Source organism: Amycolatopsis sp. MtRt-6, assembly GCF_017308975.1.
Classification (GTDB): Bacteria; Actinomycetota; Actinomycetes; order Mycobacteriales; family Pseudonocardiaceae; genus Amycolatopsis.
On sequence record NZ_JADWPD010000048.1, the window covers coordinates 1 to 25,885 of the forward strand.

Sequence of the window (25,885 nt, forward strand, 5' to 3'; positions counted from 1 at the left end):
CTCAGGCCGGCTACCCGTCGTCGCCTTGGTAGGCCACTACCCCACCAACAAGCTGATAGGCCGCGGGTTCATCCTGCACCGCCAGAACTTTCAACCACTTCAGATGCCTGATGTGGTGATATCCGGTATTAGACCTCGTTTCCAAGGCTTATCCCAGAGTGCAGGGCAGATTACCCACGTGTTACTCACCCGTTCGCCACTCATCCCCCACCGAAATGGGTTCAGCGTTCGACTTGCATGTGTTAAGCACGCCGCCAGCGTTCGTCCTGAGCCAGGATCAAACTCTCCAACAATGTCTTCGAATTCAATCGAGGCATTTTACTGCTCTCAAAGGAAACCCCGACGAGGGGGTTTCAAATATAAGCTCTACTGGCTTAGTTCACTAGCACACTGTTGAGTTCTCAAGCAACACACTCTGGACTCGCCGCCTTATCAGCGGCTATATCCTCGGCAGTTGTTCCAAGCGATATTCACAAGCTTTTGGTCGAGCATGCCTTATCCTACGGGTTTAGTCGTAGGGGGTCGGCGGCCGCTCGTGGGCCGACGCTGAACATTACCCGGTCCGATCCGCGGTGTCAACCCGCTCGTCCCGGCCTGGTCTCCGGGGCTTGCGGCCCCGGTGTGACCCGGTGTTCCTGGCGACGAAGAGAAGATTACATGCCCCCGAACCGCCCCAAAACAGGGGGGTCACTTAACGGCATCGCCGCAGGTCAGGGTGCTCACGGACGGCTACGACGGCCGGATGCGGCGGCGCGGCCGGGAGCGGGGGCGGTGCGCGGTGGGCGGCGGGCCGGCCCGAACCGCGGCGAAACCGTCCGGCGAGCGGGGCGGCGGGCGAGTGGGGACGGCGAAGGGGAGGCGATTGAGAGCGGGGGCAGCCGTTGGAGGGCGCCGGTGGTGCGGGAGTCGCCGAGTGAGGCCGGAGGGTGGGGCGGCCAGGAGCGTGAGGTGCCGGCCGGCTGGGCGGCGCGGGCGAGCTCGGCGGAGCCAGATCCGGCACGAAAGGCGGCCGCGGCGTGGCGGGCGGCGGAAATCGGGCCGACGAGCGGGTCGGCCGGGCCGAGGGTGGACGACCGGCGGGCCTGGGCAGCCGGGGAGTGCGCGGCGGCGAAAGCGCCCGCCGGCGGAGGTCGGCGAGACCGAGTCTGCGCGGCTCGGAAGTTCGCCCGTTCGGTGGGGTGGTCTCGGGTGTCGACGTTGCCCTTGATCAGCACCGGGATGTGTCGAGCTTCGGGGAGGCGACAGCGGGTGCGGCGGCCGGGATCGCGAGGGACACCGGCCGCCGCCCGTCAGAGCACCGGCAACAGGGTTCGGAGTTCGTACGGGGTGACCGCGCTGCGGTAGTTGTCCCACTCCACGCGCTTGTTCCGGAGGAAGAAGTCGTAGACGTGCTCGCCGAGCGCTTCCGGCAGGAGCTCCGACTTCTCCATCTCGGCCAGCGCCTCCCCCAGGTTCTGCGGCAGCTGCGCGTACCCGGCGGCACGCCGCTCGGCGTCGCTCAGCTGCCAGATGTTGTCCTCGGCCGGTGGCGGCAGCTCGTAGCCCTTCTCGATCCCCTTGAGGCCGGCCGCCAGGATGACCGAGTACGCCAGGTACGGGTTGCACGCCGAGTCCAACGTGCGGATTTCCACCCGGCGGGATGACGCCTTTCCGACTGAATACATCGGGACGCGGACGAGCGCCGAGCGGTTCGCGCGGCCCCACGAGACCGTCGTCGGGGCCTCGCTGCCGCTGATCAGGCGCTTGTAGGAGTTCACCCACTGGTTGGTGACCGCCGAGATCTCCTTCGCGTGGTGGAGCACCCCGGCGACGAAGGCCTTGCCGGTGTCCGACAGCTCGTGCGGGTCCTCGGCGTCGTAGAACGCGTTGCGGTCGCCTTCGAACAGGCTGACGTGCGTGTGCATCCCCGAGCCGGGCTGGTCGGTGAACGGCTTCGGCATGAACGTCGCGCGCACGCCCTGGGTCAGCGCGACCTCCTTGATGACGTAGCGGAACGTCATCACGTTGTCGGCCATCGTCAGCGCGTCGGCGTAGCGGAGGTCGATCTCCTGCTGGCCGGGGGCACCTTCGTGGTGGCTGAACTCGACCGAGATGCCCATCGCTTCGAGGGTCTCGATGGCGTGGCGCCGGAAGTGCGTCGCCGTGGCGTGGCTGGCCTGGTCGAAGTAGCCGCCGTTGTCCGCCGGCTCCGGCTCGCTGCCGTCGTCGGGCATGGTCGAGAGCAGGAAGAACTCGATCTCGGGGTGGACGTAGCAGGTGAAGCCCGCTTCGGCCGCCTTCGACAGCTGGCGGCGCAGCACGTGCCGCGGGTCCGCCCACGACGGTGAGCCGTCGGGCATCGCGATGTCGCAGAACATGCGCGCCGAGTACGGGCCGCCTTCGGGGGTTTCCCAGGGCAGCACCTGGAACGTCGACGGGTCGGGCTTGGCGACCATGTCCGATTCGTAGACGCGCGCGAAGCCCTCGATGGCCGAGCCGTCGAAGCCGATCCCGTCGTTGAACGCGCCCTCGAGCTCAGCCGGCGCGACCGCGACGGACTTGAGGAACCCCAGCACATCGGTGAACCAGAGTCGGACGAAACGGATGTCGCGCTCCTCGAGCGTGCGGAGCACGAATTCCTGCTGGCGATCCATGGCCGCACCCTAACCACAGCGTGTTAACGCCATGTTTCGCGACGCGCCGACGCCGCCGAAGTCACGTCGCGAGTACCGCAACGGGCTTCTTCGCCCGCGTGATGGCCAGCGAAGCGACCGACGCGAGCACGGCCAGCACGGCGGCGGAATACCAGGCCAGCGTGTAGTTCCCGAGCTGGTCGCGGACCAGGCCGGCCGCCGACGCGGCGAACGCGGCCCCGAGCTGGTGGCAGGCGAAGACCCAGCCGAACACGATCGGGCCGGCGTCGCCGAACGCGCGGACGCAGAGCGCGACGGTCGGCGGGACCGTGGCCACCCAGTCGAGGCCGTAGAACAGGATGAACGCCCACATGCTCGGCTGCACCGAGTCACCGAACAGCTGCGGCAGCAGCGCCAGCGAGAGCCCGCGCAGGGCGTAGTAGACGCCGAGCAGGATCCGCGGGTCGACCCGGTCGGTGAGCCAGCCGGAGAAGATCGTGCCGACGACGTCGAAGACGCCGACCAGGGCCAGCAGGCTCGCCGCGGTCGTCTGCGGCATGCCGTGGTCGTGCGCGGCCGGGACGAAGTGGGTGCCGACCAGGCCGTTGGTCGTCGCGCCGCAGATCGCGAAGCCGACGGCGAGCAGCCAGAACGTCCGGGTCCGGGCGGCCTGGCCCAGCACGGAAAGGGCGCGGCGGACCGAACCGGTCGCCGGTGCCGGGCGCGAGACCTCGGCGTCGGCCGGCGCGCCGTAGGCCGTGGTGCCGATGTCGGCGGGGTGGTCGCGGATCACCAGCAGGACCACCGGGACGACGGCGAGCGCCGCGATCGCGATCACCAGGGACGCCGTGCGCCAGCCCGAGTCCACCGCCAGGTTCGCGATCAGCGGGAGGAAGATCAGCTGGCCGGTGGCCCCCGCGGCGGTCAGGACGCCGGTGACGACGCCGCGGCTGCGCACGAACCACCGCGTCGCGATCATCGTGGCGAAGCCCATGGCCATCGAGCCCGTGCCCAGCCCGACCAGGACGCCCCAGCACAGCACGAGCTGCCAGCTCGCGGTCATGAACACCGTGCCGCCCGCGCCGAGGGCGATGACGGTCAACGCCGTCGCCGAGACGCGCCGGATGCCGAAGCGCTCCATCAACGCGGCCGCGAAGGGCGCGAAGAGGCCGAAGAGCACGAGATTGACCGAGACGGCGGAGCTGATGGTGGTGCGGGACCAGCCGAACTCCTGGTGCAGCGGGTCGATCAGGACGCCGGGAGCGGCGCGGAAGCCGGCGGAGGCGAGCAGCGCGACGAAGGCGGCGCCGGCGATCAGCCACGCGCGGTGCAGCTTCGGGGCGGGACGGGTCTCAACAGTCACCCCGGCAGTCTCATCGCGCGCGCGTGACGGCGGAAGTGGCCGGAAGGACATCATCCGCAAGGATCAGGCCAACAGTAGGCTTCGGGGATGCGCCGCCTCGCCCTCCTGCTCGTGGTCATGCTGACGGCCGGCTGCACCGGGTCGCCCGACACGCGCGGGCCGTTCCCGGCGGGCGCCGACCTGGTCCGCGAAGCCGCGACGTCGTTCGCCTCGGTGCGGAGCGTGCACTTCGCCGCGGGCGTCAACGGCGTGCTGCAGGGCTTCCCGCTCCGGCAGATCGAGGGTGACGCGACCCTCGACGACGGCGGCCACGCGACCGGAACAGTGGACGTCCAGGACGGCGACGGGCACACCAAGTTCCCGTTCGACGTGCGCGACGGCCGGCACCCGCCGTACCCGGTCAGCGCCTTCCTCGGCCCGCGGGGCGGGTTGAAGCGGCTGCTCGACGGGGTCGCCGACGCCAAGACCGAAGGCCGCGAGAACGTCGACGGCGCGCCCGCCCTGCGGGTCGGCGGCCGGGTGCCGGCCACCGTCGCCCACAGCGTGCTCGCGCCGGTCGACGCCGATCTGACCGTCAAGGTCTGGGTCGCCGACGACGGCGGGCCACGCCGCTTCGTGCGGCTGTGGGTGCAGATCCCGCCGGCCGGCGACCACCTCAGCCCGGTGATGATCGAGCTGTCGCTGACCAAGCAGCAGCCGTAACCACTACTGCCCCGAGCACCGCTTCCCGTCCGGCGGCACCGTGCCGTCGAGCAGGTAGTCCGTGCCCGCCTCGTCGACGCACTTCACGCCCTGCAGGAACACCGTGTGCTGGGTGCCTTCGTAGGTGAGCAAAGCGCCCTTCAGGCCCTTCGCGAGGTTGACGCCGGCCTGGTACGGCGTCGCCGGGTCGTTGGTCGTCGAGATGACCAGCGTCTTCGCCAGGCCTTCGACGTTCGGCACGTGCGGCTCGGACGTGTTCGGCACCGGCCAGAACGCGCAGGCGTCCCGCGCCGCCGAAGCCGGGCGGCCGTCGTCGAGGAACGGCGCCACCTTCACGTACTCCTCCTGCGCCTTCAGGATGACGGCCGGGTCCGTGACGCGCGGGTCGTCGACGCAGCGGATCGCGGTGAACGCGTCCTGCGTGGTGCCGTACTTGCCGGTGGAGTCGCGTTCGTTGTAGATGTCCGCGAGCTTCTCCAGCGTCGCGCCGCGCTGCTGCTTCAGCTCGTTGAGGCCGGTGTTCAGGGTGTCCCAGAGGCTTTCCTGGTAGAGCGCCTGGATGACGCCGGTGGTCGCGTCCTCGTAGGAGAGCTTGCGGCCGTCGCCGACCGGCACCGGGAAGTCGATCAGCGGCCGGGTGAGGTCCTGGAACGCCTTGACCGCGCCGCCGGCGTCCCCGCCGAGCGCGCAGTCCTGCTGGGCCGTGCACCACTTCGCGAACTGCGTGAACGCCGTCCCGAAGCCCTGGCCCTGCGCGACGAGCGACTCGACCGCGTCCTGCTCCGGGTCGACCGCGCCGTCGAGGACCATCGCGCGGACGTTCCTCGGGAACGCCTCGGCGTACGCCGAGCCGATCCGGGTGCCGTAGGAGTAGCCCAAATAGGTGAGTTTTTCGTCGCCGAGGACCGAGCGGAGGACGTCCAGGTCCTTCGCGACGTCGCGGGTGCCGACGTTGGCCAGCATCGCGGTGCCGTCCTCGGTGCGCTGGGCGCACTTGGCGGCGAAGTCCTTTTCCTGCGCTTCCTGCTTGAGCACCCCGGCCGGCGAGCCGTCGGTCTCACTGTCGTCGGCGCGGTCGGCGTCGCGCTCCTGATCGGTCAGGCAGTGGATGGCCGGCTGGCTCGCACCGATCCCCCGCGGGTCGAACCCGACCAGGTCGAAGCGTTTGCCCAGGCCGGTGCTGGTCACCGGCTTGATCAGCCCGGCGGCCGCGACCATGCCCGACGCGCCCGGGCCGCCCGGGTTGACCACGAGCGACCCGATCCGCTCGCCGGTCGCCTTGTGGCGGAGCAGGCCGAGGGTGATCGTGTCCCCCGCCGGTTTCGCGTAGTCCAGCGGCACGGTCAGGCGCGCGCACTGGATGTCTTTCGCCTGGAAGGCCGACCGCGCGTCTTCCGACGTCGCGTAAGGTGCGCAATCGGCCCAGCTCAGGCTCTGGCCGTAGAACCGCTCCAGCCCGGCGGGCACCGGCCCGGACGGCGGGTGCGACTCGGTCGTCGGCGCGGGCGGCTCGGTCTTGCCGGATGACGTGCACGCGGCCAGCGAGGCCGCGAGCAGCACGGACGTCGCGATCGCGGTGATCCGGCGACGATGGGACCTGGCGCTGGGATGAGGGAACACGGTTGGATCGTCCCATCCGGCCGCGGAACTCGAACGCACCACCGTCGCGTTGGGTGGTGGAGGCCGGTCGAGCGAGAGAGAACGGGAGACCAGGGGTGGCAGCACTGATCAGCCGGGTGGGCAAGAAGCTCCGCCGGATCATCCAGCGGCCGGGCAGCGTCGAGCTGACCCGCTACGAAGCACTGCTGCCCGCGGTCGAGAAGCTCGAACCCGAGCTCGAAAAGCTCTCCGACCAGGAGCTGACCGAGCGGGCGGGCAAGCTTCGCGAGACGCTGAAGGACACCGCGTTCGGCGACGACCACCTGATCGAGGTGGGCGCCCTGGGCCGCGAGGCGGCCAAGCGGGCGCTGGGCGAGCGCGCGTTCGACGTCCAGGTGCTGGGCATGATGGGCATCCTCACCAAGCACGTCGTCCAGATGGAGACCGGTGAGGGCAAGACCCTCGCGGGTGCGCTGGCCGCGGCCGGGTACGCCCTGCGCGGAAAGCGCGTTCACGTCGTCACGGTCAACGACTACCTGGCCCGCCGCGACGCCGAGTGGATGGGCCCGGTGTACGCGCTGCTCGGCGTGTCGGTCGGCTGGGTCGAGCCGGCGCACTCGCGCGAGGAGCGTCGCGAGGCGTACGCCAAGGACGTCACGTACGGCGCCGTCGCCGAGATCGGCTTCGACGTGCTGCGCGACCGCCTGGTGACGAAGGTCGACGACCTCGTCCAGCCCGCCCCCGAGGTCGCGATCGTCGACGAGGCGGACTCGGTGCTGGTCGACGAGGCCCGCGTCCCGCTGGTGATGGCCGGCTCGATCGACCGCAGCGACGCCGACGAAGAGGTCGCGAAGATCGTCCGGCGGCTGCGGCTCAACCTGCACTACGAGACCGACAGCGAGGGCCGCAACGCCTGGCTGACCGACGCCGGCTCGTCCGTCGTCGCGAAGTCGCTCGGCATCGAGGTCGACGACCTGTTCAACGAGCAGGCGTCGGACCGGCTGGCCGCCGTCAACGTCGCGCTGCACGCCCACGCGCTGCTCACCCGCGACGTCGACTACCTGGTCCGCGACGGCAAGGTGCAGCTCATCAACGCCGCCCGCGGCCGCGTCGCCGAGCTGCAGCGCTGGCCGGACGGTCTCCAGGCCGCCGTCGAGGCGAAGGAGCAGGTCACCGCGACCGACCGCGGCGAGATCCTGGACTCGATCACCGTCCAGGCGCTGCTCGCGCGCTACCCCGAGGTCGCGGGCATGACCGGGACCGCGGTCGCCGTCGCCGAGCAGCTGCGGGAGTTCTACGAACTCGAGGTCGCGGTCATCCCGCCGAACACCCCGAACATCCGCGAGGACCTCGAAGACCGGATCTTCGCTTCGCCGTCGCAGAAGCTGCGGGCGATCGAGGAGGAAATCCGCACGGTGCACGAGACCGGGCGGCCGATCCTCGTCGGCACCCAGGACGTCGCCGAGTCCGAAGAGCTGGCCGAGAAGCTGGCGAAGGTCGACCTCGAGTGCGTCGTGCTCAACGCGCGCAACGACGCCGAAGAGGCCGCGATCATCGCCGAGGCCGGCAAGAAGGGCGCGGTCACCGTGTCCACCCAGATGGCCGGCCGCGGTACCGACATCCGGCTGGGCGGCACCGACGGCGCGACCCGCGAAGAGGTCGTCGAGCTGGGCGGGCTGCACGTCATCGGCACCGCGCGGTACCCGTCGAGCCGGCTCGACGGCCAGCTGCGCGGCCGCTCCGGCCGCCAGGGCGACCCCGGCAGCGCGATCTTCTTCGCGAGCCTGAACGACGAGCTCGTGCTGTCGAACGCGCCGGACGTGCCCGAGGGCATCGTCGACGACGAGGAGACCGGCGAGATCAAGGACCCGGCGGCGTTGCGGCAGCTCAACCACGCCCAGCGCGTCGCCGAGGGCGTCGACCTGGAGATCCACCGCAACACCTGGCGCTACACGCGGCTGATCGAGCGGCAGCGGCGTGACCTGCTGGTGCACCGCGACAAGGTGCTTCGCACCGCGTACGCGGCGGAGGTGCTCGAGAAGGCGCACCCGGAGAAGTTCGGCGAGCTGAAGGAAAAGCTCGACGACCAGGACAAGCTGGAGCAGATGTGCCGCGAGGTGCTGCTGTTCCACATCGACCAGCTGTGGTCCGACCACCTGGCGTACCTGACCGACGTCCGCGAGAGCATCCACCTGCGCGCGCTGGCCAGGGAGACGCCGCTGGACGAGTTCCACCGCGCGGCGATCCCGGAGTTCCACAAGATCATCGGCGAGGCCGACTCACGGGCGGCGAAGACCCTCGAAGAGGCCGAGCTGACCGACGAGGGCATCGACCTCGGCGACGCCGGCGTCCGGCGGGCGAACACGACGTGGACCTACCTGGTGCACGACAACCCGTTCGACTCGGACTTCGAGCAGACCATCAAGAAGGTCCGGAGCATGATCAAGCGCAAGTGACGGGCCGGGGGCCTCCGTTCGCGGAGGCCCCCGGTTCCGGCTCAGGCCGACGTCGTGATCTCGCGGATGCAGTAGGTGCCGTTGGCCTCGCGCTGGACGGTCATCAGGCCGGTCAGCGTCCGGCCACGGCTCATCGTGCCGGTCAGCTTCACCATGATCTGGTTGTCCAGGCCCTGGGTCGGCTCGCCCGCGGTGATCTGCGCGTTGGCCGAGCCGAGCTTCGTCGCCGCCTCGCGGACCTGGCTCTTCGCCGAGGCGCAGGCGGCCTGCTCCGCCTCGTCCGGGTCGTCGCCCATGACGGCGAGGATGAACTTCCCGGCGACGACGCTGCCGGAGTTCAGGTCGAGCGGCGGCCCGCTCGCCACCTTCGGCTTGCTGTCGGAGACCAGGAAACCCGGCGCGACGAACCCGGTGATCACGAAGACCACCACGAGCAGCAGGGCACCGCCGCCGGCGAGCAGGCCGATGAGCAGGCCATTGCCCTTCTTCGGCGGCTGCGGGTAGCCGGGCGGCGGATAACCCGGGTACTGCTGCTGCGGGTACTGCCCGTACGGCTGCCGCGGTGGGTAGGGCTGTCCTGGCTGCTGCGGGTAGTTCATTCGTCCCCCTCGTCCGGTCAGGCGCAACCTACCCGGAGGGTGCGCGCCGGGCGTGGCGTTTCGCCCACATTCGCTCGGCCAGGTGGGTGGCGGTGAGCCAGAATGGCGGCATGCCGCAACTGCGCATCGCGCTCGCCCAGGTCAACCCCACCGTCGGCGACCTCGACGGCAACGCCGATCTGCACGTCGAGTGGACGCGGCGGGCCGCCGAAGCCGGCGCCCACGTCGTCGTCTTCCCCGAGATGTCCCTGACCGGCTACCCCATCGAGGACCTCTCCCTGCGCAAGACCTTCGCCGCCGCCTCGCGGCAGGGCGTCGAGTCGCTCGCGCGCCGCCTCGACGAGGCCGGCTGCGGTGAGGTGCTCACCTACATCGGCTACCTCGACCTGGACGAAACCGGCCCGCGCGACGCCGCCGCGGCGCTTTACCGCGGCGAAGTCGTCGCGCGGCAGTTCAAGCACCACCTGCCCAACTACGGCGTCTTCGACGAGCACCGCTGGTACAAGCCGGGCACGACGCTCGACGTCGTCCGGTTCCACGGGCTCGACATCGGCATGGTCATCTGCGAGGACGTCTGGCAGGACGGCGGGCCGATCTCGGCGCTGGGCCGGGCCGGGGTCGACCTCGTCGTGGCGCCGAACGCGTCGCCGTACGAGCGGTCGAAGGACGAGCAGCGGCTGCCGCTCATCGCGCGTCGCGCGGCCGAAGCGGGCGCACCGCTGGTCTACACCAACCAGATCGGCGGGCAGGACGACCTCGTCTTCGACGGCGACTCGCTCGTCGTCGGCGCGGACGGCACGCTGCTGGCCCGCGCGCCGCAGTTCGTCGAGCACCTGCTCGTGCTGGACATGGACCTCGCCGCGGGCGGCCACGCCGCCGACGGCGAGCTCGAAGGCCTGCACGTCCGGCGCCGCGTGATCAGCGAGGAGCCGCTGCCGGCGTACGAGCCGACGGCCGAGCCGGTGATCAGCGAGCCGCTGTCGGACGAGGCCGAGGTGTGGCACGCGCTCGTCGTCGGGCTGCGGGACTACGTGCACAAGAACGGCTTCTCGTCGGTCACCTTCGGGTTCTCCGGCGGCATCGACTCGGCGGTCTGCGCGGCGCTGGCCGCGGACGCGCTGGGCGGCGACAACGTCTACGGCGTCTCGATGCCCTCGAAGTACTCTTCCGCGCACTCGAAGGACGACGCCGCCGACCTGGCGCGGCGGATCGGCGCGCACTACCGGGTCGAGCCGGTCGAGGACATGGTCCGGGTGTACGTCGACCAGCTTTCCCTGACCGGCCTGGCGGAAGAGAACATCCAGGCGCGCACGCGCGGCATGCTCCTCATGGCACTGTCCAACCTGGACGGTCACCTGGTGCTGGCCACCGGCAACAAGACCGAGCTCGCCGTCGGGTATTCGACGATCTACGGCGACGCGGTCGGCGCGTTCGCCCCGATCAAGGACGTCTTCAAGACCCACGTGTGGCAGCTCGCCCGGTGGCGCAACGCCGAAGCGGTGAAGAACGGCGAAACCCCGCCGATCCCGGAGAACTCCATCACGAAGCCGCCGTCGGCCGAGCTGCGGCCGGGCCAGGTGGACACCGACTCGCTGCCGGACTACGAGCTGCTCGACGACATCCTCGACGACTACGTCGAGGGCGACCGCGGGTACGCCGACCTGGTGTCCGCGGGCTTCGACCCGGAGACCATCGACCGCGTGGTGCGGATGGTCGACAAGGCCGAGTACAAGCGGCGCCAGTACCCGCCGGGCACGAAGATCACCTTCAAGGCCTTCGGCCGCGACCGGCGGCTGCCGATGACCAACCTGTGGCGCGAGGGCAAGGCCTGATCGCCGGTCCGTGAAGGCCACCTTCAGGACCGAAGGTGGCCTTCACGGCCTTTCACCAAGGCAGCCGTCGCGGCTCCACCGGCCACGGGTTCGACCGGACCAGCGCGCCCGCGATCGCCGCGGGATCGGCCTCTTCGATCGCGGTGGCCATGCGGCGCAGTGCTTCGGCCACGATCTCGGGGCGCCCCGCCTGCCCCGGGGGGAGCGCTTCGTTCCGGTTGAACCGCGAGCGCAGCTCCTCGGCCAGGACGTCGATCACCTGGTGCACCCGCGGGACCCCGATGGACATGGTCAGGTGCAGCGAACCTTCCGGACCGGCCTGGGCACGGTGGCCGAGGCCCGCCGGGACGTAGATCGCGTCCCCCGGCTCCAGGACCACCTTGGCCCGCACCGGAGTGTCCTCGTCGATGTACCCCCGGTTCCAGTCGCCGCCCTCCGGGAGGTCGTAGAGCGTCCATTCCTTGGTGCCCTCGACCTGCACGGCGAACACGTCGGCGCTGTCGCGGTGCGGGCGGCTGCCGAACCGGCCGGGCGCGGTGAGGTAGGCGTACGTCTGGGCGGAGCCGGAGACCGCCGCGCCGATGTCGCGGCAGAACCGGGCGGCCTGCGGGTCGTAGTGCTCCATGTTGCTGAGCACCAGCGTCGCCCCGCGCTCCAGGTGCTCGCCGATGTCGTCCGCGTGGGCGCAGCCGGTGAGCTGATGCTGGTTGAGCGTGCGCGACCGGGTGAAGGTGGTCACCGGCGCGGCGTCGCCGCCGTAGCTCACGTTGAGCTGCGGGTAACGCAGGTTGCCGTACACCAGCCAGTGCTCGATCTTCTCGCGCGTCACCAGCTCGCGCGCGGGGTCGGCGGCGGCGAACACCAGGTGCTCCCGGCCCCAGCGCAGGTCCTGGGCCTGCTCGGGCTTGGCGAACAGCGCCGCCCAGGCCGGGTCGGTCGTGTAGTCGTCAGTCATTTCTCTCCCTGTGTCGAGCCGTGTCGAGATGTCATGCGGCGAGCAGCGCCGCGTCCCACCCGCAGGCCGGGGTGCCGAGCCAGCCGAGCAGGGCCAGCGCGACGCCCGCGGCCCCCTCCAGGAACCCGGCGCTGTCGCCGGTCCCGTCCGTCCGGAAGCCGAACGCGGAACCGGGGTCGTAGGAGTCCAGGACGCGGGCGGCGATCCGGCCGGCACCGGCGAGCAGTTCCGGCGAACCGGTTTCCCGGCCGGTCCGCGAAACCAGGTGCAGCAGCCCGGCCCAGCCGTGGCACAGGCCGGCGTCCCCCAGGCCCAGGTCGGCCGCGGGCCGGCGCAGCGTCGCCGTCAGCGCGGCGACGGCTTCGTCCGTCCACTCCGGACGGCCGAACGCCGAGCCCGCCAGGGCCAGCGCGCGGGCGATGCCGGGACCGCCGTAGCACCAGGCCGACTTGGTCGGCGCCAGCCGCGGCGGCCGGCCGGCCAGGTCCGCCGCGCCGATCCAGGCGGGCCAGTAGCGGCCGTGCTCGTCGAGGTCCGACCAGGTCAGCAGCCAGTCCGCGATCCGCTCGGCCGCCGCCTCCTGGTCCGGCACCCGGACCCCGGCCTGCCAGGCGAGCGCCAGCAGCGCCAGCGGACCCGCGATGCCGTGGGCCATCCCGGCATCGGCCTGCCCGGCCTTCGTGGCCGGGTGCTCGGCCCACCACCCCGGCCGCCCGCCGGCGGTCTCGGTCAGCGCCACCAGGTACCGCAGGATCGCTCGCGTCACCTCGGCCGCGCCGCGGTCCAGCAGGTGCCTGCCCACCCCGGTCACGCCGGTCACCACGTCGTAGGCGGAGAACGCCGTGCCTGCCGTGCCCGCGGCCAGGCGCTCCCACTCCGGGTGGAGCCGGCGGGCGACCCAGCCGGTGAGGAGATCGTCCAAAGTAGCCAGAAGGCCGGCGTAGTCGCCGGGTTTGCGCACGGCCCGGGCGGTCGCGAAGGCCAGCGCGCCCGCTCCGACGTAGAGCCCGCGCACCGCCGGTTCCGCCTGGACGCCCTGGGCCAGGTGGCGGTGGGTCACCGCGCGGTACCCCGCGTCCGCGCACGCCAATTCCGCGAACAGCAACGCCGTGGCGGGGTAGCCGTCCGACAACGACAGCGGCGTCCACCGGTCCGGTGAGCGCTCGGCCATCTCGGCCATCATCGCCACCGGATCGGCCAGCCGGCGCGCGACGTCTTCGACCACCGCCTCGGCCCGCGTGCGGACGCCTGGAATGTCCACTGTGGTCACCGGCCGAACCTCGCCCGGTTGCGGTGGGCCTCGACGGCGCCGCGGGCCAGGGCCAGCGACCGGAACTCGGCTTCGCGGTCGATGCCGACCAGCCGGTTGTGGTGCATGTGCAGCAACGCCGTCAGCAGCGAGTCCGGCACTTCACCGCTCGCGCGGGCCTGCTCGCCGTACGCCGCCAGCGCCGGCCTCCGCGCGGCCCACGACCGCAGGAGCAGGTCGCCGCCGGGACGCTCGGCGAGGGCACGCCAGCCGCTCGCCGGGTCCATGAGGGCGACGGCTTCCCGGCGCACTGCCTGGAAGTCACGGTGGTGGCGGCCCTTGGGGTACTGGCCGAGGAACCACGCCGCCCAGTCGCGGCCGGGGTCGAACGCGTCGAGCAGGTCGAGGTAGTTGGCCGCGGCCAGCAGCTCGGGGGTGACGCCCAGCTCGGTCAGCCGCAGCTGGTCGAGGACGGACTCGCTGTCGGCGCGGAAGGCGTGTTCGGCGGCCGCCATCAGCTCGGGGCCGCCGTAGCGGGCGGTCTCCGGGACGTAGGTGTCCAGCACGAGCCGGCTCGCCAGCCCCGCGGCGCACAGTTCGGCGGCCCAGGCGTGCAGGCCGGGCAGGAGTTCGCCGGCCGGGCCGTGGAAGCGCAGCCGCAGGTGCGGCTCGGGGTCGACGTACCGGATGAAGAACCAGCGGTCGGCGTCCGGGCGCAACCGGCCGACGTGCTCGGCCAGCAGCTCGTTGTGGCGGGCGGCCGAGGCGTAGAGCTTGGCGTACAGCCATTCCCCGCCGGGCAGGTGCGGACGCGCGGGCGGCGGCTGAGTGACGACCCGGGCGGCGGTGCGGCGCGGTCCGGTCCCGCGCATCGGCACCACCAGCTCGGCGGTGTGGCCGTCGAGCCAGCCGGTGTCCGCCGGGCCGCCGAGCACCTCCCCGATGAGGGTGTCCGGGCGCCGGGTCAGCTCGTCGCGCAGCAGCCTGCGGTGCAGTTCCCCGGAGAGGTCCAGTTCCAGGCAGGAGTCGCCGTCGACGGCCTGCACCCGCTCGGGCACCCGCCACCGCTCCCGCCACGCGTCGAGTTCGGCGTTCCACTCCGCCCAGGACAGGCTCGTGTCCCGCATCAGGTTGCTCGCCCGCCACGTGGCGGTGGCCAGCACGGTGCGGCCGTACCGGACGCGGGGCTGCATCGGCAGCCGCCGGATGACCGTGCCCCACGACCACGGGTCGAGCCCGCAGTGCGCCGTCGAGGTGATCTCCCGGATCAGCCGCACGACGTTCGCCGTGGACCGGCTGGTGTTGACCCGGTGCGGCGAAACCGCCAGCACCTCGGCGCCCAGCGCGGGCGCGGCCAGGAACAGCCGGTCGCCGTCGAGGCCGACGGCCAGGTCGGCCAGCCCGAGCACGTCGTCGCGCCCGCGTTCGGCGAACGTCCCGATGGCGAGGGTGTGCTCGCACACCGAGGGCACCTGCAGCACGTTGCCCATGCGGCCGTGCAGCGGGCGGAAGACCAGCTGGGCGGCGAGCAGCTCCGGCTGGTCGGGCGTCACCGCGAGGGGCCGGTCGTCGAAGAGGTACGCGAACCGGGCGAACATCTCCCCCGCGTTCGGCGAGCCCGCCGACCGGCCGACCACGAGCTGGAAGTCGCCCTCGTCCAGGGCTGCGGCGGACGGGGCGAGCACCCGGACGCACAGCTCGGCGCTGTCCGGCGCCGGCGCGTCCGGCCGGTGGGGCGCGAGGGCGTCCACGAGCTCGTCGTCGAGCACGACTTCGAGCGAGCCGTTGAGCATCGCCCGCTGGGCGAGGGCGGCGAGGGTGTCGTCGAGCGGAGTGGGCGGGACCGTTTCGACGTCGAGCCGCCGTTCGCTGTCCGGCACCTGGTAGCCCGCGGGCACGCCGAGGCCGCGTTCGGGGTCGACCAGTTCGGCCAGCGGCACCAGCTGCTGCATGCCGTACCGCTCGGCGAAGAGCTCGCGGTACTGCGCGATCTGCGGCAGTTCCGGCCGGGCCGCCCCGAACCGGGTGAGGACCGAGGCGGCGCGGGCGGCCTCCTCGGCGACCTCGCGCGGCAGCCGCACCTCCGCGTCGACGCGGAGGTCGACCTGGATCGGGGCCCGCTCGGTGTGCTGGATCGCGCGCAGCGCGGCGACGGCCCGGTTCCACTGCGGCAGCCCGCCCCCGATCGGCGCTTCGGCGTAGGCGGCCAGCAGGTCGCGCGCTTCCCGCAGGGCCGGCAGGTCCGGCAGGTCGGGTACCGCGGCGAGCCGGTCGACGACGTGGCCGAGCAGGTCCGTGCCGGTCAGCGGCGGCCGCAGGTCGGTCAGGAGCATGTCCTGGGCGACCAGGCCGGTCAGCAGCTTCTCGATCGCCGCGCCGGACGCGCGCGGGAAGGCGGCGGCGACCTCGCCGGCCAGCGCGGTGAAGGCGATCGGCTCCCGTGCCCGGGCGAAGACCAGGTCGACGGGCGGGGTGCGGCGCACGGACAGCTCCCGGGCCGAGCGCGTCTCCCTCTCCCCGTCGGCCACGTACGGCAGGACGAGCCGGTCGCCGCGGGCGAAGCACAGGTCGTTCGTCACCACCCGCAGGGTGCGCAGCACGCGGGGGTCTCGCTCCAGCCGCAGCACGACCGCGGTCAGCCAGCCCGCGTCGACCCGGACGCCCTTGCGGTGTGCCGGGCCGAGTCGCACCTTCGTCGCGTCGTCGAACGCCGCCACCGCCACGCCGGAGTAGAGGCCGAACGGGGTCGGCCGGCCCGCCATGCGAAGCAGGTACCGGGCGACGGTGCGGGCGGCCCGGTCCACTTCGGACGGCTCGGCGCGGCCCACGTCGGCGTTGCGCAATGCCCCGGCGAGTGCGGTGCTCGACAGTTCGACGGCCTCGCGCACCACCGGGTCGGCCAGCGCGGTGCGCAGCACACCGGGTGCGTCGGCCAGGCTGACCCGCGTCGCCTCCGCCAGCGACGCCGGAGCGGTCGGCATGCGCAGCATCGCTGCTTCGCCGGGCACGTAGCGGACCACCGGGACTCCCTCCACATCGGAACGCCACGCACACAACCACGCTTCACCGCACCGCGTCACCGGCTTCGCGGCCCGCGCCGGCGAGACGTCGGCGGAGCGTCGGCAGGGCGTCGGCGGCTGCCCGGAAGGTGGAACCCGGGCCGGCTGTGGCCGGCTCGTGAAGATCGACAAGAGAAGGAAACCGACGCATGACGATGATGATGGCGCCGACCGAAGAAGACGCCATGTTCGAGCTGGAGCTGCGAATCGTGCCGCAGGACGGCAAGGACCGGTACTCCCTCAACGGGGCTTACACCGACGACTGCGTGCACGCCTCCGCCGTGACCGAGGGCTGCACCACGACCAGCAACTGCACGATCACCTGCTACACCAGGTTCGCGCCGGAGAGTGCCTCGCCGCTCACTCCGACCATGTGCAACACCTGATCCACGGTGACCCGGGCTCTGCTTGACCCCGCCCTCGCGGCGCGGGTCGCGGCAGTGTCCGCCGACGTGGCGGCGCGCGCGGTCGATCCCGGACGGATCGCCGCGGGCGTCGCCGCGCTGGGCGGGCAGTCCGCGTTCGCCGAGGTGGTGCGGTGGCGACCGATGTCGCTGGCCTTCGGTGACGCGGGTGCCGCCGTGCTGTGCGCCGCCCTGGACGCCGCCGACCCCGCGGCGGGCTGGGACCGGGCGGGGCACCGGTTCCTCTCCGCGGCCGTCACCGCGTTCGCCGACCCGGACGGTTCGCTGTCGCTGTTCCTCGGCGGCACCGGCGTGCTGGCCGCGGCCACCCTGCTCAGCCGCGGCGGAACGCGCTACGCCGGTTTGCGCGGGCAGCTCGCTTCGGCGCTGCTGCCGACGCTCGGCCGGGTCGCTCCGACGGCCGGGGCGGACCAGTCGGGCTACGACGTCGTCCAGGGGTTGTCCGGCTGGACCGCGGCCCTGCTGCTCGACCCCGGCACGCCCGCCGGGGTGCTGACGACCTTCGGCGATGCGCTGGCGCGGCTCGGTCCGGAGTTCCCCCACCCCGGGCTGGCCCACGGCGCGAGCGGCCCGCTCGCCGCGCTGGCCCTGTTGGACAGCCGGGTGCCCGGCTCGCGGACCGCCGTCCGGGCGCTGGCCGACCGCGTGGCCGAGGCCGATTTCGCGAACGCCGGCTGGTGCGCGGGCAGTGCCGGAGCCGCCCGGGCGCTGTGGCTGGCCGGCCGCGCGCTCGACGACGTCCGGCTGCGCGCCCGGGCCCAGGAGCTGGCCCTGCTCGACACCGGGCACCGCACACCGGCCTTCTGCCACGGCATGGCGGGCGCGTTGCTGGTGTCCGCCCTGTTCTGGTGGGACACCGGCGACGAGCGGCACCGCGCGCACGCCGCGCGGCTCTGCACGCGCCTGCTGGACGCCTACGAGCCGGACACCGTGTTCGGCTTCCGCGACGTCGAACCCGATGGGTCCACTGTGGACAACCCGGGAATCCTGGTCGGCGCCGCCGGGATCGCCCTGGTGCTGACCGCGCTCACCGCACCCCGGCCACCCGCGTGGCCCCGACTGTTCCTCTTGGCGTGAACCATGTTGTGGACGAAGAAGAACGACGGCCGCCACGGCCCGGACGGCGACGACCCGCTGTTCGGCACCGGGATCCGGCTCACCGACGGGTTCGCCCAGCACGAAGGCGCGGCGGCCGCCCTCGGCTTCTGGGCCATGCTGCGCCGGCTGCCCGCGCTGCTGCGCATCACGTTCGGCATCGCCTGGCAGGCGGGCCGGTGGACGCTGCCGGTCGCGGTCGCGGCGAACGTCCTGGCGGGCGCGGCCACGGCCGTGATCCTCGTGGCCACGAACTCGGTGCTGGCCGTCCTGCTGTCCGCGCCGCCGAGCCGGGAGCTGCTCGTGGCCGCCGCCCCGTCGATCGCCGGGGTCGTCGCGGGCGGCGTGCTGCGCAGCGTGCTGTCGTCGATCGGCAGCGCCGCCAACGGGCGGCTCGGGCCGCGCGTCGACCGGGCCGCCTACGTCCGGCTGCTGGAACGGGCCGCCGCCGTCGAACTGGCCGTCGTGCAGGACGCCACGTTCAGCAACAACCTCGCCGCCGCCCGGCGCGGGGCGCTGGCCGCCCGCCAGGTCACCACGGCCACGATCGCGCTGCTCGACGCGATCGCGGGTCTCCTCGCCGCGGGCAGCGTCCTCGTCGTGCTGCACCCCGCGCTGCTGCCGATGCTGCTCGCGGTGATCCTGCCCGCGGCCTGGGGCGCCGTGCGCGTCGCCCGGGCCCGGTTCCTCTCCATGAAACGGTGGACCGAGCTGCACCGCCAGCTCGACATGCTCGCGTCGCTGCTCACCCAGCCGTCGTCGGCCGAAGAGGTCCGGGCCCACCAGAGCGGCCGGTTCCTGCTGGACCACTACCGGCGCCTGGCCGGGCGGGCCGAGGCGGAGGAGTCCCGGCTGGCCGACACCCAGGCCCGGACGACGCTGGCCGCCGACGGCGTGTCCGGGCTGGCCAAGGCCGCCACCTACGGCGCGCTCGGGCTGCTGCTGGTCGCCGGCGCGGTGCCGCTGGCGGTCGCGGGCACCGTGGTGCTCGCGATCCGGACCGGGACCCAGCACCTGACCAAGCTGGTCATGGCCGTCAACGACCTCTACGAGCAGGGCCTGTTCGTCCAGGACTGGCAGCAGGCCTGCGAGCGGGCCGAAGCCGAGGCGATGCCCGCCCGGTCCCGGCGGCTGCCGCACGCGCCGGCCACGATCACCGTCCACGACCTGCACTTCGCCTACCCGAACTCGGCCGAGCCCGCGCTGCGCGGCGTCGACCTGACCGTCCGGCGCGGCGAGGTGGTGGCGCTCGTCGGCGAGAACGGCTCGGGCAAGAGCACGCTCGCCAAGCTGCTCGCCGGCCTGTACCTGCCGAGCCGGGGCAGCGTCCGCTGGGACGGCGTGCCGACCTCGGAGCTGGACCGCGAAAGCGTCTTCGACCAGGTCGCGCTCGTCGCGCAGGACTTCGTCCAGTGGCCGTTCACCGCCCGGGTCAACGTCACCATCGGCCGCTCCACCCGGCCGCCGGACGCGGGAGCCCTGCGCCGGGCCGCGCGGTTCGGCCGCGCCGACGAGGTGGTCGCCCGGCTCGACCGCGGCTGGGACACGCTGCTGGCCAGGGAGTTCTGGGGCGGGACCGCGCTGTCCGGCGGGCAGTGGCAGCGGCTGGGCCTGGCCAGGGTGCACTACCGGGACGCCCCCGTCGTGCTCTTCGACGAGCCGACCGCGGCGCTCGACCCGCGCGCCGAGACCGAGGTGTTCGACCGGGTCTGCGGCCTCGCCGACGCCGGGCGGGCGATCGTGCTGGTGACCCACCGGCTGGCGTCGGTCCGGCGCGCCGACCGCGTCTACGTCCTCCACGAAGGCCGGGTCGCCGAGCACGGCACGCACGAGGAGCTGATGGCCTTCGACGGCCGGTACGCCGAGCTCTACCGGTTGCAGGCCGAGCAGCACGGAATACGGCAATAACGATCAATTACGCCATTTGGCGGACAGCACCCACCCCGCCCTGTCACACTCGGCTCCACTTCGGGCCGACAGGGGAGGGTCGCGGGTGGAATTCGGCGTACTCGGCGCCCTGCGGGTGACGATCGGCGGGCAGGAGGTCCCGGTGCCCGCGGGCAAGCACCGCGTGGTGCTCGCGTCGTTGCTGCTGCGCGCCGGACAGGTCGTCTCGGTCGCCGAACTGATCGAGCACCTGTGGGCGGACGCCCCGCCGGCGGGGGCCCGCGGCACCGTGCAGACCTACGTCCAGCGGCTGCGCCGGGCCTTCGCGCCCGCCGAGCCGATCACCACCCACCGCGACGGCTACTCGATCGAGGTCGGTCCCGGCGCGCTCGACCTCGACGCGTTCCGCACCGCGGTCGCCGGCGCGGACGCCGTGCGCGGCAACCCGCCGGCCGAGGCCGAAGCGCTGCGCGCGGGCCTGGCACTCTGGCGTGGCCCGGTGCTCAGCGACGTGCCGTCGGAATCGTTGCGGGCCACGGTGGCGCAGTCGCTGTCCGAAGAGCGCCTGCAGGTGCTCGAGCGAGTCGTCGACGTCGAGCTGGCCGCGGGCCGGCACGCCGAGCTGGTCGCCGAACTCCGGGGGCTCACGGCCGAACACCCGATGCGGGAACGGTTCTGGGCGCAGCTGATGCTCGCCCTGCACCGCGCGGGCCGGCAGGCGGAAGCGCTGGCCGCGTACCGCACCGTGCGGACCCGGCTCCGGGACGAGCTGGGCATCGAGCCGGGCGACCGGCTGCGCGAGCTGCACCAAGCCGTGCTCACCGGGGAGGTCGAGGCCTCGCCCGCCGGTCCCCCGCCGCCCGTGGACCCGGCGCGGTCGGCACCCTGGGTCGCGCAGTGCACCCTGCCGCTCGACGTCCGGGTGTTCGCGGGCCGGGCGGACCTCGTGGACCAGCTGCTGGTCACCCTGACCGGCGCGGCCGTTCCGGTGGTGGGCGTGTGCGGGCCGGCGGGGGTGGGCAAGACCGCGCTCGCGGTGCGGGTGGCCCATCGGCTGCGCGCGGCCTTCCCGGACGGTCAGTGGCACGTCCGGCTCGGCCGGGCCGAGCTGTCCGAGGTCCTCGCGGACCTGTTGTACGCCACCGGGCTGGACCGCGCCCACCTCCCGGCGTCGGTCGAGGCGCGGGCGGCCCAGCTGCGGGCGCGGCTGGCGGACCGGCGTGTCCTGCTCCTGCTCGACGACGCCGCCGACGCCGAGCAGGTGCGCCCGCTGCTGCCCGGCACCCCGGGCTGCGCGGTCCTGGTCACCAGCCGGGTGCACCTCGGCGGCCTCGCCGCGCTCCACGACGCCAGGGTGGTGACGCTCGACCCGCTGCGCCCGGACGAGGCCCGGACGCTGTTCACCGACCTGCTCGGCGCGCGCACCGCGGACCCGGCGGCGCTGGCCGAAGTCGCCCGGCTGTGCGGGTACCTGCCGCTGGCGCTGCGACTGGCCGCGGCCAACTTCGACGGGGGCGTCGAGCACTACCTCGCGGAGCTGCGCGCGGGCGACCGGCTCGGGCGGCTGGCCGTCCCGGGCGATCCGCGGGCCGCCGTGCGCACGACGTTCGCCCTGTCCTACCACGCGTTGCCGGACCGGGCCCGGCGGCTGTTCCGGTTGCTCGGGCTCGTGCCGGGCCAGGACTTCGGCGCCGAGGTCGCCGCCGCATTGCTGGGCTGCGGCGGGCTTTGCGGGGGTCCGGGTGGCGAAGCCCCCGGCCCGGAGCGAAGCTCCGGTTGTCACTGCCTGCCGGAGGCCCGGGAGGCACTCGACCACCTCGTCTCGCGGCACATGCTCGGCCGGCCGGCGCCCGGCCGGTTCCAGTTCCACGACCTGATGCGGCTCTACGCGACCGAGTGCGCCCGCGGCGAAGAGCCGGCCGAGGACCGCCGGGCGGCCGTGCACCGGCTCTTCGCGCACTACCTCGACGCCGCCGACGCCGCGGGGACCGTGCTGTACCCCGACCTCAGCCGGCTGCCGCGCCCGCGGCCCGGCGCCCGGTTCGGCTCCGCGGACGAGGCCCGGGACCACCTCGAAACCGAGCACGCCAACCTCGTGGCCGCCATCGAGGCGGCCGAGTCCGCCGGCCTGCCGTCCCACGCCTGGCACCTGGCCGACGCGCTGCGCGGCTACTTCCACTCACGCAGCACGACGACGCAGTGGGCGTCCGCCGCGCGCACGGCGCTGCGTGCCGCCGTGCACGCCGGTGACGAAGGCGCGCAGGCCGCGATGCACATGAGCCTCGGCATCCTGGCCTGGACACTGGGCCGGCACACCGAAGCGCTGGACGAGATGGGCCATGCCCTCGACGGCGGCCGTCGTGCCGGGCTGGCTCCCCTCGAAGGGGCGGCGCTGCTGAACATGGGCATCATCCAGCTGGAGATCGGCCGGCCGACGCTGGCCGTCGAGCTGTTCGGCGCCGGGCGCGAGCTGGGCGCCCGGACCGGCCAGGAGTTCGTGGTGGCCAACGCGCTGCTCAACAGCGCGAGCGCCCACCTGGAACTCGGCGCGCTGGACGCGGCCCGGCAGTGCAGCGAGGACGCCGTGGCGATCTGCGACCGGGTGCGCTCACCGCACGCCGCCGCGACGGCCCGGTCCAACCTCGGGCAGACGCACCTCGCGGCGGGCCGGCTGGTGGAGGCGGCCACCCACCTGACCGCGGCGCTGGCGGCCTTCGGCACCCTCGGTTCCACAGTGGACTGTGCGGAGACGTTGTGCCACCTGGCCGCGGTCCACCGGGACGCGGGCCGGGCGGACCAGGCACGCGAGACGGCCGGGCAGGCGCTCGCCGCCGCCCGGTCCGTCGACGCGGTCCGGGTCCTCGGCGAAGCACTCGTCGTCCAGGGCACCGTCGACCAGCTCGACGGCCGGCACCGCGAGGCGCTCGCCCGGTTCCGCGAAGCCGTCGAGCTGTTCGCGACGGACGAGCACAGCCGGGTCCTCGGCGACGCCCGGATCGGCTTGGCGGTCTCGTACCGGCACCTGGGCAGCCCGGCCAAGTCGGCCTACTACGCCCAGGTCGCGCTCGCCGGAGCCACCGCGGCGGGCCGGGACATCCAGCGCGGCACGGCGTTGACGTCACTGGCGCTCACCGAGCACCGGCTGGGCCGTCGCGACGCGGCCGAGGCGGCCGCCCGCGCCGCCGTCGACTGCCACGCCCGCTCAGGGCACCGCCTCGGCGAAGACCACGCGCGTGCCGCGCTGGCCGAGATCACCGACGTCCCGGCGTCCGCCCGGATGGTGGTCGGCTCGCCGAGCGCGTGACCCGCCACTCAGCTCAAGGCGACCTGGCGGCCTTCCGGGGTGCGCAGCGCCGCCGTCAGGCCCGCTTTCCCCGCGCGGCGGACCAGCAGTTCCAGGCCGAGCGCGTCCGTCACCGCGAGCACCGAATCCGGGTCCGGGTGGGTGCCGGTGACCATCAGCAGCGGCAGGGACGGCAGGCCGCGCGTGGTCGGGTGCGGCGTCGAGCCCCAGTCGATGAGGAACGGGTGCAGGGTGCCCGGGACGCTCGGCGGGGTCAGGCGCCAGCGCAGCGTTTCGCCGTCGGCGGTTTCGCGGGACATCTCGATCGCGTCGCCCGGGTCGAAGCCGTGGGCGCGGGCCTTCGCGATCGTCGCGTCGAGGTCGGTCGTGCGGACCGCCCAGGCGACCAGCGCCGGCTCGGTCAGCTCGTCGATGCCGAACGGCCGGGGCACCTCGGGGGCGGGCTGCTCCGGGTCGGGGCCGATGACCTCCAGGTACATCCCCGCGCCGAGGTCGGCGAGGTGGTTGGCCGTGCCCACGCCGAGGTGGCGGCCGCCGGGCACGGGCGTGACGCCGGTGAGGGCGGTGACGCGGGCGACGGCGTCGGCGAGGTCCGGGCCGGCATAGACGAGATGATCGAGCACGAGGCCCATCATCCCGCGCCGACAGCCCTCGCCGCGTCGACCACGCCGTGGCCGTAGTAGGTGGTTCCCTGCTTCGTGGGTGCGCAGGTGGTGTCCGGGCAGGGCAGCGGCGTCGCCGTCGCGAACAGGGCGCGCTTGACGCGTTCGGCGCTCCAGTGCGGGTGCTCGCTCGCGATCAGGGCGGCGACCCCGCTCGCGTGCGGCGCGGCCATCGACGTCCCGTTCGCGGACCGGTATTCGCCGTTCGGCCAGGTCGACCAGACGCGCGCGCCGGGCGCGGCGACGCTGATCCGGGACGCCGAGTAGTTGGAGAAGGTCGCTTTGACGAGCTTTTCGTCGAGCGCGCCGGTGCCGACGACGCCGGGCAGCTCGTGCGGCAGCCGGGTGCAGGTCGGGTCGATCGCGCGCTCCACCGGCGTGCTGTCGGCCGGGCTCTCCTTGTCGACCGAGCGGGTGTCGAGGTTGATCCCGGCGTTGCCGGCGGAGGCGACGACGAGGACGTTCCGGCGTTGCGCGTAGGCGACCGCGCGGCCGACGGCGAGCTTCGCGGCGGCCTGGTCCGGCTGGTTGTCGCAGTTGTAGCGCCACGGGATCGAGCGGTAGCTGTTGTTCGTGACGGCGAAGCCGTGCTCGGCGGCCCAGACGAAGCCGCAGACCATGCTTTCGGCCGTCTCCTTGTCGTCGAGTTCGGCGAGTTTCACCGCGGCGATCTTCACCCCCGGGGCGACGCCGACGACGCCGGTGCCGTTGCGGGCCGCGGCGATCGTGCCCGCGACGTGCGTGCCGTGGCCGTCGAGCGTGGGCCGCCAGGCGCCGGGACCGCGGTCGGGCCAGCCGGACAGGCAGGAGACGGAGTTCCTGCTGTCGAAGGCGTGCCGCAGGTCGGGGTGGGTGTCGTCGACGCCGACGTCGAGGACGCCGACGAGGGTGTTTTTGCTGCCGTCGGTGACCTGGTGGGCTTCGGGCAGGCGCAGTGCCGGGACGTCCCAGGCGGTGCCCTCCGGCGGGACCAGGCCGGTGTTCGGCGAGTTCGGCCCGGTGTAGCGGAGGTCCCTGCGGGGCGCGAAGAACTCCTTCGGGATCTTCGCGGTGCGCGTCGCGCCGACGGCGTCGATGCCCGGCGTTTTCCGGAGCTTCGCGGCGAAGTCGTCCTTCTCGGTGTACGCGACCACGACGCCGATCTGCGGGTAGCTCGCGACGACGGTGCCGCCGGCCTTCTTGATGGCGAGCTCGGCCCACCACGTGTGGTGCGTGACGACGACGTGCGGCATGACCAGCGGGTCGGCGGCCGCCGGGGTCGCGATCAGGCCCAGCAAGAGTGCCGTGGCCAGGATGATTCGCCGCACGCGTCCTCCTCGAAATCGCCCAAACCGAACCTAGCGATCATTCGGGGCGGGGCGGTACCCCTCTTCAGTCGTAGGCTGAGCGGCATGACGACGGGGTTCATGGTGTTCGGCACGGCGATCGGCGCGTGCGGGCTCGCCTGGCGCGACGACGTCGTGATCGGGACGTCGCTGCCCGAGGGCAGTGCTTCGCGGACGCGGGCCTGGCTGGCGCGGCGGTTCCCGGACGCCGTCGAGGGAACGCCGCCGGCGCCGGTGCGGGAGGCGGTGGCCGGGATCGTGGCGTTGCTGGGCGGTTCGCGGCCGGATCTGACGTCGGTGGCCCTGGACTTCTCGGGGGTGCCGGACTTCAACCGGCGCGCGTACGACGTCGCGCGGACGATCCCGCCGGGCAAGACGCTGACGTACGGCGACATCGCCCACCGGCTCGGGCAGCCGGGGTCGGCACAGGCCGTCGGGCAGGCGATGGGGCACAACCCGTTCCCGATCATCGTGCCGTGCCACCGGGTGCTGGCCGCCGGCGGGAAGGACGGCGGGTTCTCGGCGCGGGGCGGGGTCGGGACGAAACGGCGGATGCTCGTGATCGAGGGCGCGCTGGCGGACGAGCCGACGCTGTTCTGAGCCTGCCGCGGTGTGTCCGGAGGGGCATCACGTGTGTCCGGAGGGGCATCACGTGTGTCTGGGGAGGCATCACGCGTGATTGGACGACACGGGCGGGGGGGGGGCGGGGGGGGCGGGCGGGGGGCCGGGCGGCGGGGGGGGGGGGACGGGGGGAGGGGGTG

Annotated in this window: 17 protein-coding genes and 1 rRNA gene; 8 read left to right on the top strand and 10 right to left on the bottom strand. The window is 73.1% G+C overall.

The window, feature by feature from the left end; translation table 11 throughout:
- The 3 genes from I4Q55_RS46225 to I4Q55_RS46235 form a co-directional block, all read right to left on the bottom strand.
- Positions 1–293 (bottom strand): 16S ribosomal RNA (locus I4Q55_RS46225); the annotation flags it as partial.
- Positions 294–1,289: 996 nt separating this feature from the next.
- Positions 1,290–2,633, bottom strand: a complete 1,344-nt coding sequence (gene glnA / locus I4Q55_RS46230; protein ID WP_206797202.1) for a type I glutamate--ammonia ligase — start codon at positions 2,631–2,633, stop codon at positions 1,290–1,292.
- A 61-nt stretch (positions 2,634–2,694) separates the two neighbouring features.
- Positions 2,695–3,975, bottom strand: a complete 1,281-nt coding sequence (locus tag I4Q55_RS46235) for an MFS transporter (protein WP_206797203.1) — start codon at positions 3,973–3,975, stop codon at positions 2,695–2,697.
- Between the two features lie 87 nt (positions 3,976–4,062).
- On the opposite strand from I4Q55_RS46235, the gene I4Q55_RS46240 reads away from it, so the two are divergent.
- Positions 4,063–4,677, top strand: a complete 615-nt coding sequence (locus I4Q55_RS46240; RefSeq protein WP_206797204.1) for an LppX_LprAFG lipoprotein — start codon at positions 4,063–4,065, stop codon at positions 4,675–4,677.
- A 3-nt stretch (positions 4,678–4,680) separates the two neighbouring features.
- Here I4Q55_RS46240 and I4Q55_RS46245 read toward each other — a convergent pair whose 3' ends face one another.
- Positions 4,681–6,237: an alpha/beta hydrolase gene (locus tag I4Q55_RS46245; RefSeq protein ID WP_206797275.1), complete on the bottom strand. Its 1,557-nt coding sequence runs from the start codon at positions 6,235–6,237 to the stop codon at positions 4,681–4,683.
- A 155-nt stretch (positions 6,238–6,392) separates the two neighbouring features.
- On the opposite strand from I4Q55_RS46245, the gene secA2 reads away from it, so the two are divergent.
- Positions 6,393–8,732 carry an accessory Sec system translocase SecA2 gene (gene secA2, locus I4Q55_RS46250; protein WP_206797205.1) on the top strand — a complete coding sequence of 780 codons (2,340 nt, stop codon included), beginning with the start codon at positions 6,393–6,395 and terminating at the stop codon, positions 8,730–8,732.
- 41 nt (positions 8,733–8,773) lie between these two features.
- Here secA2 and I4Q55_RS46255 read toward each other — a convergent pair whose 3' ends face one another.
- Positions 8,774–9,331, bottom strand: a complete 558-nt coding sequence (locus I4Q55_RS46255) for a hypothetical protein (RefSeq protein WP_206797206.1) — start codon at positions 9,329–9,331, stop codon at positions 8,774–8,776.
- Between the two features lie 110 nt (positions 9,332–9,441).
- Here I4Q55_RS46255 and I4Q55_RS46260 point away from each other — a divergent pair, with 110 nt between their 5' ends.
- A complete protein-coding gene (locus I4Q55_RS46260; protein WP_206797207.1) occupies positions 9,442–11,163 on the top strand; it encodes an NAD+ synthase in 1,722 nt (573 codons plus the stop codon).
- Positions 11,164–11,215: 52 nt separating this feature from the next.
- Here the strand turns inward: I4Q55_RS46260 and I4Q55_RS46265 are convergent, their stop codons facing one another.
- From I4Q55_RS46265 to I4Q55_RS46275, 3 genes are read right to left on the bottom strand one after another with little or no spacing between them, the layout of a single operon-like run.
- Entirely contained in the window at positions 11,216–12,118 is a 903-nt protein-coding gene (locus tag I4Q55_RS46265) for a JmjC domain-containing protein (RefSeq protein WP_206797208.1), read from the bottom strand.
- A 31-nt stretch (positions 12,119–12,149) separates the two neighbouring features.
- Positions 12,150–13,388 (bottom strand): lanthionine synthetase C family protein, encoded by a 1,239-nt coding sequence (locus I4Q55_RS46270; protein WP_206797209.1) that lies wholly within the window; start codon positions 13,386–13,388, stop codon positions 12,150–12,152.
- Positions 13,385–16,387 (bottom strand): lantibiotic dehydratase, encoded by a 3,003-nt coding sequence (locus I4Q55_RS46275; RefSeq protein WP_206797210.1) that lies wholly within the window; start codon positions 16,385–16,387, stop codon positions 13,385–13,387. The genes I4Q55_RS46270 and I4Q55_RS46275 overlap by 4 nt, the downstream gene beginning before the upstream one ends.
- Before the next feature lie 188 nt (positions 16,388–16,575).
- Between I4Q55_RS46275 and I4Q55_RS46280 the strand changes: the two genes are divergently transcribed.
- From I4Q55_RS46280 to I4Q55_RS46295, 4 genes are all read left to right on the top strand, one after another.
- Complete coding sequence (locus I4Q55_RS46280; RefSeq protein WP_206797211.1) at positions 16,576–16,812, top strand: hypothetical protein; 237 nt, start codon at positions 16,576–16,578, stop codon at positions 16,810–16,812.
- A gap of 6 nt (positions 16,813–16,818) precedes the next feature.
- On the top strand, positions 16,819–17,928 hold the full coding sequence (locus I4Q55_RS46285; RefSeq protein ID WP_206797212.1) for a lanthionine synthetase LanC family protein: 1,110 nt from the start codon (positions 16,819–16,821) through the stop codon (positions 17,926–17,928).
- 3 nt (positions 17,929–17,931) lie between these two features.
- On the top strand, positions 17,932–19,854 hold the full coding sequence (locus I4Q55_RS46290) for an ABC transporter ATP-binding protein (protein WP_206797213.1): 1,923 nt from the start codon (positions 17,932–17,934) through the stop codon (positions 19,852–19,854).
- An 85-nt stretch (positions 19,855–19,939) separates the two neighbouring features.
- Entirely contained in the window at positions 19,940–23,137 is a 3,198-nt protein-coding gene (locus I4Q55_RS46295) for a BTAD domain-containing putative transcriptional regulator (RefSeq protein ID WP_206797214.1), read from the top strand.
- Positions 23,138–23,145: 8 nt separating this feature from the next.
- On the opposite strand, the gene I4Q55_RS46300 is transcribed toward I4Q55_RS46295, so the two are convergent.
- On the bottom strand, positions 23,146–23,760 hold the full coding sequence (locus tag I4Q55_RS46300) for a VOC family protein (protein WP_206797215.1): 615 nt from the start codon (positions 23,758–23,760) through the stop codon (positions 23,146–23,148).
- Between the two features lie 8 nt (positions 23,761–23,768).
- Positions 23,769–25,106 (bottom strand): S8 family serine peptidase, encoded by a 1,338-nt coding sequence (locus I4Q55_RS46305; protein WP_307793486.1) that lies wholly within the window; start codon positions 25,104–25,106, stop codon positions 23,769–23,771.
- An 84-nt stretch (positions 25,107–25,190) separates the two neighbouring features.
- Between I4Q55_RS46305 and I4Q55_RS46310 the strand changes: the two genes are divergently transcribed.
- Positions 25,191–25,724 (top strand): methylated-DNA--[protein]-cysteine S-methyltransferase, encoded by a 534-nt coding sequence (locus tag I4Q55_RS46310; RefSeq protein ID WP_206797217.1) that lies wholly within the window; start codon positions 25,191–25,193, stop codon positions 25,722–25,724.
- Positions 25,725–25,885: the final 161 nt, after the last annotated feature.